Here is a 16,059-nt window from a genome sequence, read left to right on the forward strand (position 1 = left end):
ATGACCCACTCGACTTCGACCTCCGCGACCTCTTCGGCGGGCTCGGCGCCGTATGTGCCCGAGGTCGGCAAGTATGACGACCAGGACTTCGCCGCCCCCGGCCCGGGGCGCCGCAGGTCGCCGCTGCGCCGGGTGCGCGACTGGCTGTCGGCCGTCGTGTTCACGGTCCCCGCCCTCGTCCTGTTCGGCATGCTCGTGCTGGTGCCGATGGGCTACGCGATCTACGTCAGCTTCTTCAACTGGGGCGGATTCGGCTCGCCTTCGGACAGCGTCGGCCTCGACAACTACACGCGGCTCTTCAAGGACCCGGTGTTCCTGGGGGACTTGGGGCGCGGCGCGCTGCTCATCGGCTTCTCCATCCTCGTGCAGCTGCCGTTCGCGCTCGCCATGGCCGTGCTGCTCAACCAGAAGCTGCGCGGCCGGGCCGTGTACCGGATGCTGTTCTTCGCCCCGTACATCCTGTCCGAGGTCATCACCGGCGTGCTGTTCAGCATGATCTTCGCGCCGGGGGAGGGGCTCGCCGACAAGGTCCTCGACAAGGTCGGGCTCGGCGGGCTGGGCGGCGACTGGTTCGCCGGTGAGCACAGCGTCCTGCCGACCCTCTTCATCGTCATGACCTGGAAGTACTTCGGCTTCCACATGATGCTCTACCTGGCGGGCCTGCAGGGCATCCCGGCCGAACTGCAGGAGGCGGCGCGCATCGACGGCGCCGGCACCTGGCAGCGCTTCTGGCACATCACGCTGCCGCTGCTCGCGCCGACCCTCCGAATCAGCGCGTTCCTCTCCGTTGTCTACTCCATCCAGCTCTTCGACCTGGTCTGGGTCATCACCACCGGCGGCCCTGACCACGCCTCCGAGACCATGGCGATCAGCATGGTCCAGTACGGCTTCAAGCGCTATCAGATGGGCTACGCCAGCGCCCTCAGCGTCGTGATGTTCCTGATCAGCCTGGTCTTCGCCCTCGCCTACCAGCGCTTCGTGCTGCGCCGGGACACCGAAGGAGCCATCACCACCATGCGAGGAAAACGATGAGCGCCACGACGGAGACGGAGACGCGGGAGGGCGCCGCGGCGGAGCTGCGGAAGAGCAGGCTGCGGCGCCGACGGCTGCGCAGCCTCCCCGTGTACGTGACCCTCTGGGCGGTCGGCGTCTTCATGGTCACCCCGCTGCTCTACGCCCTGATCTCCGGCTTCAAGTCCACCGACCAGCTCTCCTCCAACCCGTTCGGGCTGCCCTCGCCGTGGGTGACCTCGAACTACACCTCGCTGCTCGGCTCGGGCTCGTTCTGGCGGTCCATCGGCAGCAGCACGGTCATCGCGGTGGGCGCCACCGCGCTGACGGTGGCGACGGCCGCCCTGGCGGCGTTCGCGCTCGCCCGGTTCGCCTTCCGTGGGCGGGAGTTGATGTTCACCCTGTTCACGATGGGGCTGATGTTCCCGTTCGCGGTGGCGATCCTGCCGCTGTTCATCCTGCTGCGCACCTTCGGGCTGCTGGACAACCCGTGGGGTGTGATCCTGCCCGAGGCGGCCTTCGGACTGCCGGTGACGATCATCATCCTGCGCGGCTTCTTCCGGGAGATCCCGGGGGAGTTGGAGGAGGCGGCGACCCTCGACGGCTGCACCCGCTTCGGGTTCTTCTGGCGCATCCTGCTGCCGCTGGCCCGGCCCGCGCTGGGCACGGTCTCCGTCCTCGCGATCGTGAGCAGCTGGAACCAGTTCCTGCTGCCGCTGCTCGTCTTCAGCGAACCCACCTGGTGGACGATCCCGGTCGGCATCCAGCAGTTCCAGGGCCAGTACGCCTCCGACGTGGCCCGCATCTTCGCCTACCTGGTGCTCGCCATGGTGCCCGCCCTCGCCTTCTACGCGGTCGCCGAGCGGCAGCTGATCGGCGGCATCACGCTCGGCGCGACCAAGGGCTGACCGATCTCCGGGGACCGATCCCCCTCTCCACGTGAGGAGTTACATGACCCACCCCTGGCAGGACCCCGCTCTGCCCGCCGCCGTCCGCGCCGCCGACCTGCTCGCCCGTATGACAACCCAGGAGAAGATCGCCCAGCTCTACAGCGTCTGGCCCGGCTCGAACGAGACCCCGGGCGGGGACATGGCGCCGCTCCAGCACGCCCTGTCCGAGGAGATCGACCTGACGGAGCTACTCCCGCACGGACTGGGCCAGTTGACCCGCCCCTTCGGCACCGCGCCGGTCGATCCGTCGGAGGGCGCGGCCCGGCTCGCCTCCCTCCAGGAACGCGTACGCTCCGCGAACCGCTTCGGGCTGCCTGCCCTCGCGCACGAGGAGTGCCTCACCGGCTTCACCGCCTGGCAGGCGACGATCTTCCCGACCCCGCTCGCCTGGGGCGCGAGCTTCGACCCCGCCCTGGTGAAGGAGATGGCGTCCTCGATCGGCGCCACCATGCGCTCCGTCGGCATCCATCAGGGTCTGGCCCCCGTCCTCGACGTCGTACGGGACGCGCGCTGGGGCCGTACGGAGGAGTCGATCGGCGAGGACCCCTACCTCGTGGCGACCGTCGGCACCGCCTACGTCCAGGGGCTGGAGTCGGCGGGCGTCGTCGCCACGCTCAAGCACTTCGCCGGGTACTCGGCCTCGCGCGGCGCCCGCAACCACGCGCCCGCGTCGATCGGCCCGCGCGAACTGGCGGACGTCATCCTGCCGCCGTTCGAGATGGCCGTCCGGGAGGGCGGCGCACGCTCGGTGATGGCCGCCTACAACGACCTCGACGGTCTGCCCGCCCATGCGCACCACCCTCTCCTCACCCAACTCCTGCGAGAGGAATGGGAGTTCACCGGAACGGTCGTCGCCGACTACTTCGGCGTGTTCTTGCTGGAGTCGGCGCACGGACTCACCGACTCCCCGTCGGGAGCGGCCGCGCTCGCCCTCGCGGCGGGAGTGGACGTCGAACTCCCCGCGGTGCGCTGCTACGGTGCCGGCCCCCTCGACGAGGAACTCGTGAACCGGGCCGCCCTGCGGGTCCTCACCCAGAAGTGCGAACTCGGCCTGTTGGACCCGGACTGGGCATCGCCCGCGACCGCGTCCGCCGCGACTGCCGCCGGCTCCGCGGTCGCCCCTGTCGACCTCAACCCGCCCCATATGCAGGCGCTGGCACGCCAGTTGGCCGAGGAATCCGTCGTGCTGCTGGCCAACACCGGGGACGCGCTGCCGCTCGCGCCCGATGTGCGCCGGATCGCCGTTCTCGGCCCCCTCGCCGACGACCCGGCGGCCATGCTCGGCTGCTACACCTTCCCCCGCCATGTCCTGCTGGACTACCCCGAGGTCCCGACGGGGGTCGCGGTACCGACGCTGCTCGAAGCGCTGCGCACGGAGCTGCCGGACGTGGACTTCACGGCCGACCCGGCGGCGGGCGACGTGTGTGTGGTCGCGGTCGGCGATCGCTCGGGACTGTTCGGGCGCGGTACGTCGGGCGAGGGCTGCGACGCGGCCGACCTGGAACTGCCCGAAGATCAGGGCGAGTTGGTGGACAGGGCGCTGGCCTCCGGGACACCGGTGGTGCTGGTGCTGCTCTCCGGCCGCCCGTACGCGCTCGGGCGCTGGGCGGACCGGTGCGCGGCGGTACTGCAGGCGTTCTTCCCAGGCCAGGAGGGCGGCCCCGCGGTGGCCGGGGTCCTGTCGGGCCGCGTCAACCCGTCGGGGCGCCTCCCGGTGAGCGTGCCGCGCGATCCCGCCGGGCAGCCGTGGACGTACCTCGCCCCGCCCCTCGGGCGGCGCCATGAGGCGAGCACCCTCGACCCGACGCCGCTGTTCCCGTTCGGGCACGGAATGTCCTACACGTCGTACGCCTGGCAGCCGCCGTCTGTCGACGACAGCGCGTTCCCGACGGACGGCGAGACGACACTGCGGCTGACCGTCCGCAATACGGGGGAGCGGGCCGGTACCGAGGTCGTGCAGCTCTATCTCCACGACCCGGTGGGCAAGGTGGCGCGCCCTGTGGCCCGACTGGTCGGCTACGCACGGGTGCCGCTGGAGCCGGGGGCGTCGACGGAGGTTCACTTCACGTTCCCGGCGGACTTGGCCGCGTACACCGGCCCGGACGGCGACCGGATCGTCGAACCGGGGGAGCTGGAGCTGCGGTTGGCGGTGTCCAGCGCCGAGGGCGACATCCGGTACGCGGTGCCGGTGACGCTGACCGGAGCGGAGCGGGTGGTGGGGCGGGAGCGGCGGATGCGGTGCGAGGTGCGGTTGAAGTGAGACGGACCCTGCCCCCGGCGAGAGCGAGGCTGCTCCAGGGGGCAGGGAAGTCCCCACCCCGGGGCCGGGAGCGGCCCGAATGTTTCGAGCCGCACGACGAATCTTCTGAAAGGAATGTGGCGTCAAAGGGGGTTCGACGCGCGCAGACGCAGGGCTACGATCGCGCCCATGAATCCCGCGAAGCCGTCAAAACCCATGGGAACACAGGGAACACGCACGGCGTCGCGCTCGACCGCGCGGTCGACGCAGACCGCGACCCTCGCCGAGATCGCCCGCGAGGCCGGCGTATCGGCTCCGACTGTTTCGAAGGTGCTCAACGGCCGCGCCGACGTGGCCCCGGCGACCCGCACCCGTGTCGAGGAGCTGCTGCGCGCGTACGGCTACCGGCGGCGCAGGGCCGAGGCGACCCGTTCGCCCCTCATCGACCTGGTCTTCCACGAGCTGGAGAGCGCCTGGGCGATGGAGGTCATCCGGGGCGTCGAGAACGTCGCCCGGGACGAGGGGCTGAGCGTGGTCCTCTCCGAGAGCGCGGGCCGGCTGACCCCCGGCCGCACCTGGGCGGACCAGGTCGCGGCGCGCCGTCCGTACGGTGTGATCCTCGTGCTGTCCGGTCTCGACGAGCCCGGACGGGCGGTGCTGACCAGCAGGTCCATCCCGTTCGTGGTGATGGACCCGGCCGGCGACCCGGGCGACGACGTGCCGTCCATCGGCGCCACCAACTGGCATGGCGGGCTGGCCGCGACGCGCCATCTCGTCGAGCTGGGCCACACCCGGATCGGCGCGATCAGCGGGCCGTCGCGGATGATGTGCAGCCGCGCCCGGGTCGACGGCTATCGCGCCGCGCTGGAGACGGCGGGGCTGCCGGTCGACCCGGCGCTGATCCGACCGGGGAACTTCCACCACGACAGCGGGTATCGCGCGGGGCTGGAGCTGCTGCGCCTGCCCGACCGGCCCACCGCCGTCTTCGCGGGCAACGACCTGCAGGCCCTCGGCCTGTACGAGGCCGCGCGCGAGCTGGGGCTGCGCATTCCGGAGGACCTGAGCGTGGTCGGGTTCGACGATCTGCCGGTGGCGCGCTGGGTCGGGCCGCCGCTGACGACCGTACGGCAGCCGCTGACCGAGATGGCGGAGGCGGCGGCGAAGCTGGTGCTCGAACTGGGGCGCGCGGAGGGGGCGTCGGCGGCAACCCGAGTGGAGTTGGCGACGACTCTGGTGGTGCGGAGCAGTACGGGGGCACCCGCGGCGTGAGCCGTGGGGTGCGGGGGTCCCTGTTGGCTCGAAGTTGACGTATTGACGGGTGAGGTGTCCCGCTCCACACTCCTCCGAAGTCAATCGGTTGCACGACCGAAACTTTCGGAGGCACCCGCAATGAGAACCTCCAGAACCTCGTTACGTTCGCGCTTGACCGCCCTGTTCACGGGCGCCGCGGCAATGGGCGCGCTCCTCGCGGCCGGTACGACGGCCCACGCCGCCGACACCCCCCTCCGCGACCTCGCCACCGCCAAGGGCAAGGTCATCGGCACCGCCGTCACCGGCTCCAAGCTCACGGGCACATACGGCGACATCGCCGGAGCCCAGTTCAACTCGCTGACCCCGGGCAATGCCATGAAGTGGGGCTCCGTCGAGCCCACCCGGGGAAGTTTCAACTGGGCCGAGGCCGACCAGATCGTCGCCTTCGCGCAGGCCCACAACCAGCAGGTGCGCGGCCACACGCTGGTCTGGCACAGCCAGAACCCGAGCTGGCTGACGAACGGCACCTGGACGTCCGCCGAGCTGAGCGGCCTGCTCCAGGACCACATCACCACCGAAGTCACCCGCTACAAGGGCAAGTTGGCCGCCTGGGATGTGGTGAACGAGCCCTTCAACGAGGACGGCACCTACCGCTCGACCCTCTGGTACAACGGCCTCGGCGCCGACTACATCGCCCAGGCCCTGACCTGGGCCCACGCGGCCGACCCGAGCGCCAAGCTCTACATCAACGACTACAACGTCGAGGGGGTGGGCGCGAAGAGCACCGCCCTGTACAACCTGGTCAAGTCGCTGAAGGACCGCGGCGTCCCGATCGACGGCGTCGGCCTCCAGGCCCACCTCATCCTCGGCCAGGTCCCGTCCACATTCCAGCAGAACATCCAGCGCTTCGCCGACCTCGGCGTCGACGTCTCGATCACCGAGCTGGACATTCGTATGCAACTCCCCTCCGACAGCACCAAGTTGACGCAGCAGGCCGCCGACTACAAGGCCGTGCTCGGCGCGTGCATCGCGGTCACCCGGTGCGCCGGTGTCACCGTCTGGGGGTTCACCGACTCCGACTCCTGGATCCCGGACGTCTTCTCGGGGTACGGCGCGGCGACACCGTACGACGAGAACTACGCGCCGAAACCGGCGTACTACGCGATCGCGACCGCGCTGGGCGGGACGACGACGACGCCTCCGCCCACGGGCGCCTGCACGGCGACGTACAGCGTCACGAACCAATGGAACACGGGCTTCACGGGCCAGGTGAGGATCGCCTGTTCGGGGGCGGCGCTGTCGTCGTGGAAGGTGAACTGGACGTACGGCGCGGGCCAGCAGATCACGCAGGCATGGAACGCGACCTGTACGCAGTCCGGCGCGGCGGTGACGTGCACGAACGCGTCGTACAACGGGACGGTCCCGAGCGGCGGCTCGGTGACCTTCGGCTTCAACGCGTCATGGAGCGGGAGCAACCCGGTGCCGACCGTGACACTGGGATGAAACCCCTGGTGGAACGTGGAACGCTGAAGTCCGCCTGAGAAAGGTGAGATTTTCCGAAGGAAACCCGAGAAGAGGTTCCTGCTCGTAATAATTCGGACTTACGTTCCTCCGCGTGACTGCCGCAGACGAGTACGGGGATGAGCGCGAGGACGCCGCGAGACGCGGTGGCCGGCGGCGAGTCCTGCTGAAGGCCGCCGGCATCGCGCTCGCCGGCGTCCTCGTGCTCTCCGCCGCGGGGGCGGGCTGGGCGTACTGGCATCTGAACCAGAACATCAAGAGCGTCGACATCAACAGCGCGCTGGGCGACGACCGTCCGGCGAAGGTGGTGTCGACGCCGTCGGTGTCCGCGTCGGCCTCCGCGACCCCACTGCCGAGCGGCGCCCTGAACATCCTGGTCCTCGGCTCCGACTCGCGCAGCGGCACCGAGAACGCGACGCTCGGCGGCGGCAGCAGCTCCGGCGCCCGCTCGGACACGGCGATGGTCGTCCACATCGACGAGGGCCGTACGACGGCGATTGTGGTGAGCATTCCCCGGGACACCCTGGTGACCCGCCCGTCGTGCCCGACCTCGTCGGGAGGGACGACCTCGGTGGCGTACAACGCGATGTTCAACAGCGCGTACTCGATCGGCGGTCCGGTCTGCGCGGTGAAGACGGTCGAGTCCCTGACGAACGTGCGCATGGACCACTACATCGAGATCGACTTCTCGGGCTTCGCGAAGCTGGTGAACGCGCTGGGCGGCGTGACGGTGACCACCGACGAGGACATCGACGACGACAAGAGCCATCTGCACCTCGAGGCCGGCGAGCACCACCTCACCGGCAAGCAGGCCCTCGCCCTCGCCCGCACCCGCCACGGCATCGGCGACGGCAGCGACCTGGGCCGCATAGGCCTCCAACAGAAGCTGGTGAAGGCGCTGTTGAAGCAGATCGCGTCGACCGATCTGCTCACCAGTCCCACCGAGCTCTACCAGGTCGCGGACGCGGTCACCGGCAGCCTCACGACCGACACCGGTCTCGACTCGCTCGGCGAGCTGATGAAGCTCGGCCAGAGCCTCAAGGGCCTGTCGTCCGACGAGGTCAAGACGGTGACGATGCCGGTGGTGACGGCTCCCTCGGACCCCAACCGGGTGGTGGCGGACGAGCCGGAGGCGACTGAGCTGTGGGCGTCGCTGAAGTGAGCGGCGACGGCGGGCTCGGCGGCGCGGAGGCGAGCGACGGTGGAGTCGGTCCCGCCGCTCACCTCGCCCCTCAACTCCGGGGTGCGAACACGGCGACGGCTACGCCGGCCTGGCCGCCGGTGCCCCGAACGAGAACGACGGCAACGGCGTGGCCTGGGAACTCCGCGGCCGCCCGACCGGGATCGTCCCGGACGCGGCGCTCTCCTTCGGCGGGAAGACGATCGGGGCGCCCTGCACGAAGGCGCAGTTCGGGTTCGAGGTGAAGTAGCGCGCGGCGGCCGCCGCGCGAAGCGGCCGATACCGCACCCGGCATCGAGGCGGCGCCGGGTGGGGAGCAATCCGGCCGCGACCGCCGCTTTCAGGCGGAGAGCAACCCGCCTGCGACCGCCGCGGTCAGGCGGGGAGCAACCCGGTCACGACCGCCGCGGTCAGGCGGAGAGCAACCCGGTCACCACCGCGGCCAGTTGCTCCCGTACGTCGTACGCCTCGGTCAGCTGCTCCCACCGGTCCGCGAGCGCGGTCAGGTGGGGGAGTTCGGCCGCGTCCTCGTCGCTCAGCAGAGCGGGGAAGTACCGCTTGCGGTCCGGTTCCGCCGTACGGCGGTCGACGGCACGGCGGAAGACCAGGTCGCCGTAGACGCAGTACCAGATGGTGCGGTAGGCGCGCACCGCCTCGTCGGGGGTGAGCCCGCAGGCGACGGCGGAGGCGATGATCTCCTCGACCATCCACAGCGCGCCCTTGTCCGTGAGGTCGCCGAGGCCCAGCACCTCGACCACCCAGGGCATGCCGCGCAGCACCGCGTGCATGTGGACGGCGGTGGCGAGGACGCGCTCGCGCGGGTCGTCGGGCAGGGCGGGGCGCGGGACGGTGGCCGCCATGCCGGACAGGGTGAGCATCAGCAGCTCGTCCTTGTCGCGCACGTGGTGGTAGAGCGCCATCGGCGTCGTCCCGACCTCCTTGGCGACCCGGCGCATGGAGACGGCGTCGACGCCCTCCTCCTGGATGATCCGCCGGGCCGCGTCCACGATCTGCCGCGCCTCGATGCGCCGCGGACGCCCCACCGGCTTACGGCCCTCTGCACGGCCCTCCGCACTCCCTTTTCCTGCCACGGGCGCATTCTCTCGCGCGTCGTGCCGCATGCCGCCCCGCGGAGTTTCTGTACGCGTATAGTAATCTGCCTCGCATGGTGAACTCGCAGATACAGCAAGCCCGTTGGAGTGCCTGGTTACTGCCGGTGCTTCTCACCGTCCAGTTCCTCGTCTCGCTCGACATGTCCGTCGTGAACGTCGCGCTGCCCGACATCGGCAGCGGCCTCGGCTTCGGCGGCGAATCGCTGACCTGGGTCGTCAACGCCTACGCGCTCGCCTTCGGCGGCCTGCTGATGCTCGGCGGGCGGCTCGCCGACGTGATCGGCCGGCGGCAGGTGCTCATGGGCGGCTTCGCGGTCTTCGGCGCCGCGAGCCTCGCGGGCGGACTCGCCCAAGCGCCGGGTGAGTTGATCGCCGCACGCGCCGTGCAGGGCGTGGGCGCGGCCGGTCTCGCCCCCGTCGCGCTTGCCCTGATCACCGTCAACTACCCGGAGGGCGCGGCCCGTTCGCGGGCGCTCGGCCTGTGGGGCGCCTCCGGTGCGGTCGGCGGCGCGGTCGGGATGCTCGCGGGCGGACTGCTCACCGACTGGGTGAGCTGGCGCGCGGTGATGCTCATCAATGTGCCGGTGGTGATCGCCGCCCTCGCGATCGCCCGGCACGCCGTCTCCGCCGACCGGCGTACCGGGACGGGGGAGCGCCTCGACCTCGCAGGCGCGCTGCTCGGCACGGCCGGAACGACGGCTCTCGTCCTCGGACTCGTCCGCACCCAGGCGTACGGCTGGACGGCCGGGCAGACCCTCGCCGTACTCACCGTGGCCGCGCTGCTCCTCGGCGCCTTCGTGGTGACGGAGTCGCGGGTGCGGCGACCGCTGCTGCGGCTCGGCATTCTGGCCCGTGGACCCGTCCTCGCCGCGAACCTCTTCGCGCTGCTGATGTCGGCGGGCCAGTTCGCCGCCTTCTACTTCGCCTCGCTCTATATGCAACAGGTCCTCGGATACGGGTCCACGGCCACCGGATGCGCGTTCCTGCCGTTCTGCGTGGGCATCGTCGTCGGCTCGGCGCTCGCCACGCGCATCATCGGCCGGGTCGGCGCGCGGGCGCTGCTGGTGGCGGGCGGGCTGCTGGGCGCGGCCGGGTTCGCGTGGTTCGCGCTCGCCGTGGCGGTCGACGGCGGCTTCTGGCTCTCGGTGCTCGGACCCTCGGCGGTGGCGAGCGTCGGCGTCGGCATGTGCTTCGTACCGCTGGGCACCTCGGCCACGACGGGCGTGGCGCCGCAGGAGACCGGGATGGCGTCCGGGCTGCTCAACAGCTCGCGGCAGGTGGGCGGGGCCGTCGGCCTCGGTGTCGTGGTCACGGTCGCGGCGAGTGCGACGGGGGCAGCCGGGCCGGCGGGGCTGGTCCACGGCTTCTCGGCGGCCTTCTGGGTGGCCGCCGGCCTGCTGACCGCGGCGGCTCTCGCGGCTGCCGTGCTGTCCGGTCCACCGCCCCGACCTGCGGAAACGACTCTCGCGGAAAAAACTTCGAAGAATTCCGGAGGCGGTGTCGAAACAGGCGTCGCCCGTTCGACGCAAGGGTGAGAGGCAGGGAGAAGCCCCGCCTCCGGGACACGCCAGATACGACACACGAGATACGAGGAGTCACCATGCCGCGCTACCTGTCGCTGGTCCAGATCGACGAGAGCACCGCGCCCGCCGAGGGCCCCAGCCCCGAGCTGATGCAGCGGATGGGAGAGCTGCTGGAGGAGATCACCAAGGCGGGGGTCATGCTCGACACGGCCGGGCTGACGCCGTCCGCCCAGGGGAAGCGGGTGCACTGGGAGGGCGGCCAGCTGTCCGTGACCGACGGGCCCTTCACCGAGTCCAAGGAGGTCGTCGGCGGCTACGCGCTGATGCAGTGCAAGGACATGGCCGAGGCTCTGGAGTGGACCAAGCGGTTCCTGAAGGTGCACGAGGAGCACTGGACGGTGACCTGTGAGGTGCGGGAGATCGCCGAGGGCTGAGCGTTCCTTGGCCCGAGGCCGCGGAGGGTGTTGCATGGTGGGTTGTGACTGAACAGCCCACCGTCGACCCAGCGGGTGCCATCGAGACCGTCTTCCGGATCGAGTCGCCTCGCGTCATCGCGAGCGTCGCCCGGATCGTCCGGGACGTCGGCATCGCCGAGGAACTCGCGCAGGACGCGCTGGTCGCGGCGCTTGAGCAGTGGCCGCGGGACGGTGTGCCGGACAATCCGGGCGCCTGGCTGACGGCCACGGCCAAGCACCGCGCGATCGACCTCGTACGCCGTCGGGAACGGTATGCGCAGAAGCTGGAGGAGGTGGGGCGGGACCTGTCGGTGACCGCCCCGCATCACGTCGACGAACCCGCCGACCCGGACGACATCGACGACGACCTGCTGCGGCTCGTCTTCACCGCCTGCCACCCCGTCCTGTCCGCCGAGGCCCGCATCGCGCTCACCCTCCGCCTCCTCGGCGGCCTGACCACCCCCGAGATCGCCCGCGCCTTCCTCGCCCCGGAGGCGACGATCGCCCAGCGCATCGTGCGCGCCAAGCGGACCCTGGCGAAGAAGGGGGTCGCCTTCGAGGTCCCGTACGGCCCGGAGCGCGAAGCCCGGCTCGGGTCGGTTCTCGAAGTCATCTACCTGATTTTCAACGAGGGGTACGCGGCTACCGCGGGCGACGACCTGCTGCGCCCAGCCCTGTGCGAGGACGCGCTCCGACTCGCCCGCGTGCTGGCCGAGTTGATGCCCAAGGAGCCCGAAGTGCACGGCCTGGTCGCCCTGTTGGAACTCCAGGCCTCCCGCGCCGCCGCCCGCACCGGGCCGTCCGGCGAACCGGTTCTCCTCAAGGACCAGAACCGCCGCCGCTGGAACCGCCTGCTGATCCGCCGGGGCTTCGCCGCACTCGGCCGCGCCAACGCCGTCGCCACTGGCGGCCCCGGCCCGTACGCCCTCCAGGCCGCGATCGCCGCGTGCCACGCGCAGGCGTACGCGTACGAGGACACGGACTGGGGCCAGATCGCCACCCTGTACGGCCTGCTGGCGGCCCGAGCTCCTTCCCCCGTCATCGAGCTGAACCGTGCCGTCGCCGTGTCGATGGCGGAGGGCCCGGAACCCGCGCTCACCATCGTCGACGGCCTCGTCGCCGAACCCGCCCTGCGCGACTACCACTTGCTCCCCAGCGTGCGCGGGGATCTGCTGGCGAGGCTCGGGCGTACGGCGGAGGCGCGGGCGGAGTTCGAACGTGCGGCGTCCCTGGCCCGCAACGAGCGCGAACGCGCGATGCTGCTCACCCGGGCCCGGGAGTGCGGCTGAGAGCGGGGCGCGATCACTCGTTCGGATGATCGACGACGCTTACGGCATGCCGGGGGCTGTTCTTTCGTAGCGTCGCCGGTGTCGCTTGTGCCATAGCGGCGCCCACACCCACACTGGAAGGAGGAGGTGCTTCACGATGACCGCTCTCGCAGAAGAGGTGGCCCCGGTGGTGGCAGACAAGCCGGTTACCGAGCCGGTTTCCGATCTGGACGAGGTTCTGTGGCAGGCGTGGAAAGCCATGGATCTCCCCGAGGGCTACCGCGCCGAGATCATCGAGGGGTCCATCGAGGTGTCGCCTACCGGTCGCCGTCGTCATGGCGTGCTCATCAACCGTCTCCGCCGGGAGCTTGACGCCCATCTGGCGCGCAGCGGTTACGCGCCCCACCAGGACGTCAACATCATCCATCGCTACAAGTCCTGGATCCCCGACCTTTTCGTCGCCCCGCTCGATCTCGACGAGATCCCCGATGAGGAGGGCCTAGGTGTCGACGCCGCAGGGGTCAAGATGGTCATCGAGGTCACCTCGCCAGGACACCGGAACCTTCAGCGCGACCGTGTCCGCAAGCGTCGTGAGTACGCGCGGGCGGGAATCCCCGTGTACGTGATCGTCGACGACTTCGACGACGACGGAGCCGTCCTGGTCATGACGTCCCCCGACCCGAAGAAGGCCAAGTACACCGACGAGCACCGCGTTCCGTACGGCACCGCGGTGATCCCGGAAGGCCCGGCCAAGGGTTTCGCCATCGGCAAGACGGTCGTCGCCTCCTGATCAGCGGGGAAGCCGGCAGTCGGTTTTCCACAGCCGTACCGTCCGGTCGTCGCTCGCGGCGGCTCGCCCGCCCTCTCCCGACGGCACCAAGGTTGCCTTCCTCCGCACGGTCGACGGCCACCCCCAACTGTTCTCGATCAACACCGACGGCACCGGCGAGCGCCGCCTGATCACCGACACCGGCGAGTACGACAGCCCCTCCTGGGCGCCCGCGAGCGATCGGCTGGTCGTCCACTTCGACCGGCTCACCAGCAGCGGCCGCCAGGAGAGCAACATGGTCCTGACGGTCACCGCGGACACGGTGACCGAAGGCGTGCCCTTCCCCTACAGCGGTCGCGCGCCCGCCTGGCAGCCGCTCCGCAAGAACACCGTCGCCCGCGTCTGGGGCGCCGACGTCTACGGCAGCAACATCGCCGGGTCCCGCTGGACCTGGAGCACGGTGGGCCAGAGCGAGCGCGGCCTGATGAACGCCTCGTCCGCCGTGCTGGTCTCCCAGGACAGCCAGGCGTACGCGCTGACGGCCCCCGCGCTCGCGGGGAAGAAGCACGGCCCGGTCCTGCTGACGCCGTCGACCTCGATCTCCTCGTCCGTGCAGGCCGAGCTGAAGCGGGTACTCAAGCCGGGCGCCACGGTCTGCCTGGTCGGCGGCACATCGATCCTCAGCAGCGCCGTCGCCTCGAAGGTCACCTCGCTCGGCTTCACCCGGAAGCGGCTGGCGGGCACCTCGCGCTACTCGACCTCGGTCGCCGTCGCCAAGTCCATGACCAACGCACCGGAGTACGTGTTCCTCGCGGCCGGCACCGACTACCACTCGGCGCTCACGGCCGCGTCGGCGGCGGGCTCCCTCGGGACCTCCGGCAAGGCCACCGTCGTACCGAACGACGGCAACACGCTGACCTCGTCGGTCAAGTCGTACCTGAACAGCCTCGACCCGCGCGACACCTACATGATCCCGGTCGGCTCCTCGGCGAAGTACGCGCTCACCCACACGTCGTTCTCCAACTGGCCCTCGACGTACACCTATTACCCGGTCACGGCCTCCACCAACGAGGGCACCGCGGCCGCTCTCGCGAAGATGTGGTGGCTCGGGCCGAGCAGCGTGGCGCTCGCCTGCACCGACAGCCGGCGCGGCGGCACCACCGCGGCGTCCACGATGAACGTGTTCGGCCCGCTGCTGTGGACGGACCTCGGCACGCTCTCCGCCGACACCAAGTCCTACCTGGTCAGGGGCGCCGCGAGCATCAATGGCGTGGCGGTCATCGGCGGCACCGGCTCGGTCTCGACGACGGCGCTGAACTCCGCGGGTGCGGCGATCAGCGCGAGCAGCAGCCAGTGGACGTACGCGCCGTACTACAACGGCGCACCGGCCGCGACGAGTTCGTGCTCCTCGACCGGCTCGGGCACGGGCGCCCCGTCGGCGACGCTCCGGCCCGCCGCCGAGCCGGACCTGGGCTCGCTCAAGGCCGAGCACCGTCAGTAGGCGGTTGCGCGGGTGCCCCCACCAGCATGGTCGGGGCACCCGCCACCCGTGTCAGGAACACCGTCGCGGACGCCGGCCCCTGCGGCTTCACCTTCCGCCGCAGCTCCTCCGGCTCGACGGCCGACCCCCGCTTCTTCACCGTCAGGACGCCGACCTCGCGCTCCCGCAATAGCGCCTTCAACTTCTTCACGCTGAAGTGGAGTTGGTCGGTGATCTCGTAGGCGGAGGCGTACGGCGTCGGGCGCAGCTCGTCCGCCGTGACGTACGCGATCGTCTCGTCGATCAGCCCACCGTCCAGCTCCTCGGCCACCTCCGCGACCAGATGGGCGCGGATGACGGCGCCGTCGGGCTCGTACAAGTACCGCCCGAGGGGCCGGACTTCGGGGTCCGGCAGGCCGCGGCCGAGCAGCTCGCGCGGCCCCGGCAACAGCGTGGCCCGCACCAGGCCCGCCTCCGTGCCGAACCACAGCACCGCCTCCTTCACCTCCCCGTGGTCCGAGATCCACTCGGCCTCCGCCTCGACGGGGACCGCCTCGTGGGGGATGCCGGGGGCGATCTTCAGGGCGGCGAGTGGCGCCTTCAGGGCCGTGTCGACCGCCCAGGAGAGCGGGGGCGAGTACGCCTCGGGGTCGAAGATCCGGCCGCGGCCGCCGCGCCGTGCGGGGTCCACGAAGACCGCGTCATAGGGTGCGGTGTCCTCGTCCGTCACATCCGCCTCGCGCACCTCGATGAGGTCGGCGAGGCCGAGCGCGTCGGCGTTCGCGCGGGCGACCGCCACCGTCAGCGGGTCGCGGTCGACGGCGAGGACCCGGATCCCGGCGCGGGCCAGCGCGATCGCGTCGCCGCCGATGCCGCAGCAGAGGTCGGCGACCGAGCGGATGCCCAGCGCCCGGAACCGTTTCGCGCGGTAGGTCGCCACGCTCGTCCGCGTCGACTGCTCGACCCCGTTCGGGGTGAAGAACATCCGCTCCGCGTCCTCGGCCCCGAACTTCGCCGCCGCCCGCTGCCGCAGCCGCGCCTGCCCGAGGGCCGCCGAGACCAGCTCGGCCGGGTGCTCGCGGCGCAGCCGGGTGGCGACGGCCAGCTCCTGCGCCGGATCGGTGCCGCGCACCTCGTCGAGCAGGGCGCGGCCCTCGGGAGTGAGCAGGGAGGCGAAGGAGACGTCGTTCACCGGGCCATTGTGGGCCAGTCGGTGGACCGTGCGCGTCCGCTGGCGGTGTCGGAGCCCTGTACGTGTCATGACCTGGGAGGATCCGGCGCCATGGGACCAGTACGACAA

14 protein-coding genes are annotated in these 16,059 nt (G+C 70.9%); 11 read left to right on the plus strand and 3 right to left on the minus strand.

Going from position 1 to position 16,059, the window contains the following annotated elements; all coding sequences use genetic code 11:
* From ACFY0T_RS11950 to ACFY0T_RS11975, 6 genes are all read left to right on the plus strand, one after another.
* Entirely contained in the window at window positions 1-1,032 is a 1,032-nt protein-coding gene (locus tag ACFY0T_RS11950) for a carbohydrate ABC transporter permease (RefSeq protein ID WP_388867762.1), read from the plus strand.
* Window positions 1,029-1,919, plus strand: coding sequence for a carbohydrate ABC transporter permease (locus ACFY0T_RS11955; protein ID WP_388867764.1), 891 nt, complete (start codon window positions 1,029-1,031; stop codon window positions 1,917-1,919). The genes ACFY0T_RS11950 and ACFY0T_RS11955 overlap by 4 nt, the downstream gene beginning before the upstream one ends.
* Before the next feature lie 43 nt (window positions 1,920-1,962).
* Entirely contained in the window at window positions 1,963-4,221 is a 2,259-nt protein-coding gene (locus tag ACFY0T_RS11960) for a glycoside hydrolase family 3 N-terminal domain-containing protein (protein WP_388867767.1), read from the plus strand.
* A gap of 195 nt (window positions 4,222-4,416) precedes the next feature.
* Entirely contained in the window at window positions 4,417-5,469 is a 1,053-nt protein-coding gene (locus ACFY0T_RS11965; RefSeq protein ID WP_388868281.1) for a LacI family DNA-binding transcriptional regulator, read from the plus strand.
* A 120-nt stretch (window positions 5,470-5,589) separates the two neighbouring features.
* Window positions 5,590-6,954, plus strand: a complete 1,365-nt coding sequence (locus ACFY0T_RS11970) for an endo-1,4-beta-xylanase (RefSeq protein WP_388867770.1) — start codon at window positions 5,590-5,592, stop codon at window positions 6,952-6,954.
* Between the two features lie 112 nt (window positions 6,955-7,066).
* Complete coding sequence (locus tag ACFY0T_RS11975; RefSeq protein ID WP_388867773.1) at window positions 7,067-8,134, plus strand: LCP family protein; 1,068 nt, start codon at window positions 7,067-7,069, stop codon at window positions 8,132-8,134.
* A gap of 428 nt (window positions 8,135-8,562) precedes the next feature.
* On the opposite strand, the gene ACFY0T_RS11980 is transcribed toward ACFY0T_RS11975, so the two are convergent.
* A complete protein-coding gene (locus ACFY0T_RS11980; protein ID WP_388867775.1) occupies window positions 8,563-9,273 on the minus strand; it encodes a TetR/AcrR family transcriptional regulator in 711 nt (236 codons plus the stop codon).
* A gap of 44 nt (window positions 9,274-9,317) precedes the next feature.
* Between ACFY0T_RS11980 and ACFY0T_RS11985 the strand changes: the two genes are divergently transcribed.
* The 4 genes from ACFY0T_RS11985 to ACFY0T_RS12000 all read left to right on the plus strand — a co-directional run bounded on the left by ACFY0T_RS11985 (window position 9,318) and on the right by ACFY0T_RS12000 (window position 13,300).
* Window positions 9,318-10,799 carry an MFS transporter gene (locus ACFY0T_RS11985; RefSeq protein WP_388867778.1) on the plus strand — a complete coding sequence of 494 codons (1,482 nt, stop codon included), beginning with the start codon at window positions 9,318-9,320 and terminating at the stop codon, window positions 10,797-10,799.
* Window positions 10,800-10,864: 65 nt separating this feature from the next.
* Window positions 10,865-11,221: a YciI family protein gene (locus ACFY0T_RS11990; protein WP_388867781.1), complete on the plus strand. Its 357-nt coding sequence runs from the start codon at window positions 10,865-10,867 to the stop codon at window positions 11,219-11,221.
* Window positions 11,222-11,265: 44 nt separating this feature from the next.
* The gene (locus ACFY0T_RS11995) at window positions 11,266-12,531 is read left to right on the plus strand and encodes an RNA polymerase sigma factor (RefSeq protein WP_388867784.1); all 1,266 of its coding nucleotides are present in this window, start codon (window positions 11,266-11,268) and stop codon (window positions 12,529-12,531) included.
* Between the two features lie 136 nt (window positions 12,532-12,667).
* Window positions 12,668-13,300, plus strand: a complete 633-nt coding sequence (locus ACFY0T_RS12000; protein ID WP_388867787.1) for a Uma2 family endonuclease — start codon at window positions 12,668-12,670, stop codon at window positions 13,298-13,300.
* On the opposite strand, the gene ACFY0T_RS12005 is transcribed toward ACFY0T_RS12000, so the two are convergent.
* Window positions 13,301-13,591, minus strand: coding sequence for a hypothetical protein (locus ACFY0T_RS12005; RefSeq protein ID WP_388867789.1), 291 nt, complete (start codon window positions 13,589-13,591; stop codon window positions 13,301-13,303).
* Between ACFY0T_RS12005 and ACFY0T_RS12010 the strand changes: the two genes are divergently transcribed.
* Window positions 13,575-14,780, plus strand: a complete 1,206-nt coding sequence (locus tag ACFY0T_RS12010; RefSeq protein WP_388867792.1) for a cell wall-binding repeat-containing protein — start codon at window positions 13,575-13,577, stop codon at window positions 14,778-14,780. The genes ACFY0T_RS12005 and ACFY0T_RS12010 overlap by 17 nt on opposite strands.
* On the opposite strand, the gene ACFY0T_RS12015 is transcribed toward ACFY0T_RS12010, so the two are convergent.
* Window positions 14,758-16,020, minus strand: coding sequence for a methyltransferase domain-containing protein (locus ACFY0T_RS12015; RefSeq protein WP_388867794.1), 1,263 nt, complete (start codon window positions 16,018-16,020; stop codon window positions 14,758-14,760). The two genes, ACFY0T_RS12010 and ACFY0T_RS12015, sit on opposite strands and share 23 nt — an antisense overlap.
* Between the last annotated feature and the right edge of the window lie 39 nt (window positions 16,021-16,059).

Source organism: Streptomyces sp. NPDC001530, from assembly GCF_042894545.1.
Lineage (GTDB): Bacteria > Actinomycetota > Actinomycetes > Streptomycetales > Streptomycetaceae > Streptomyces.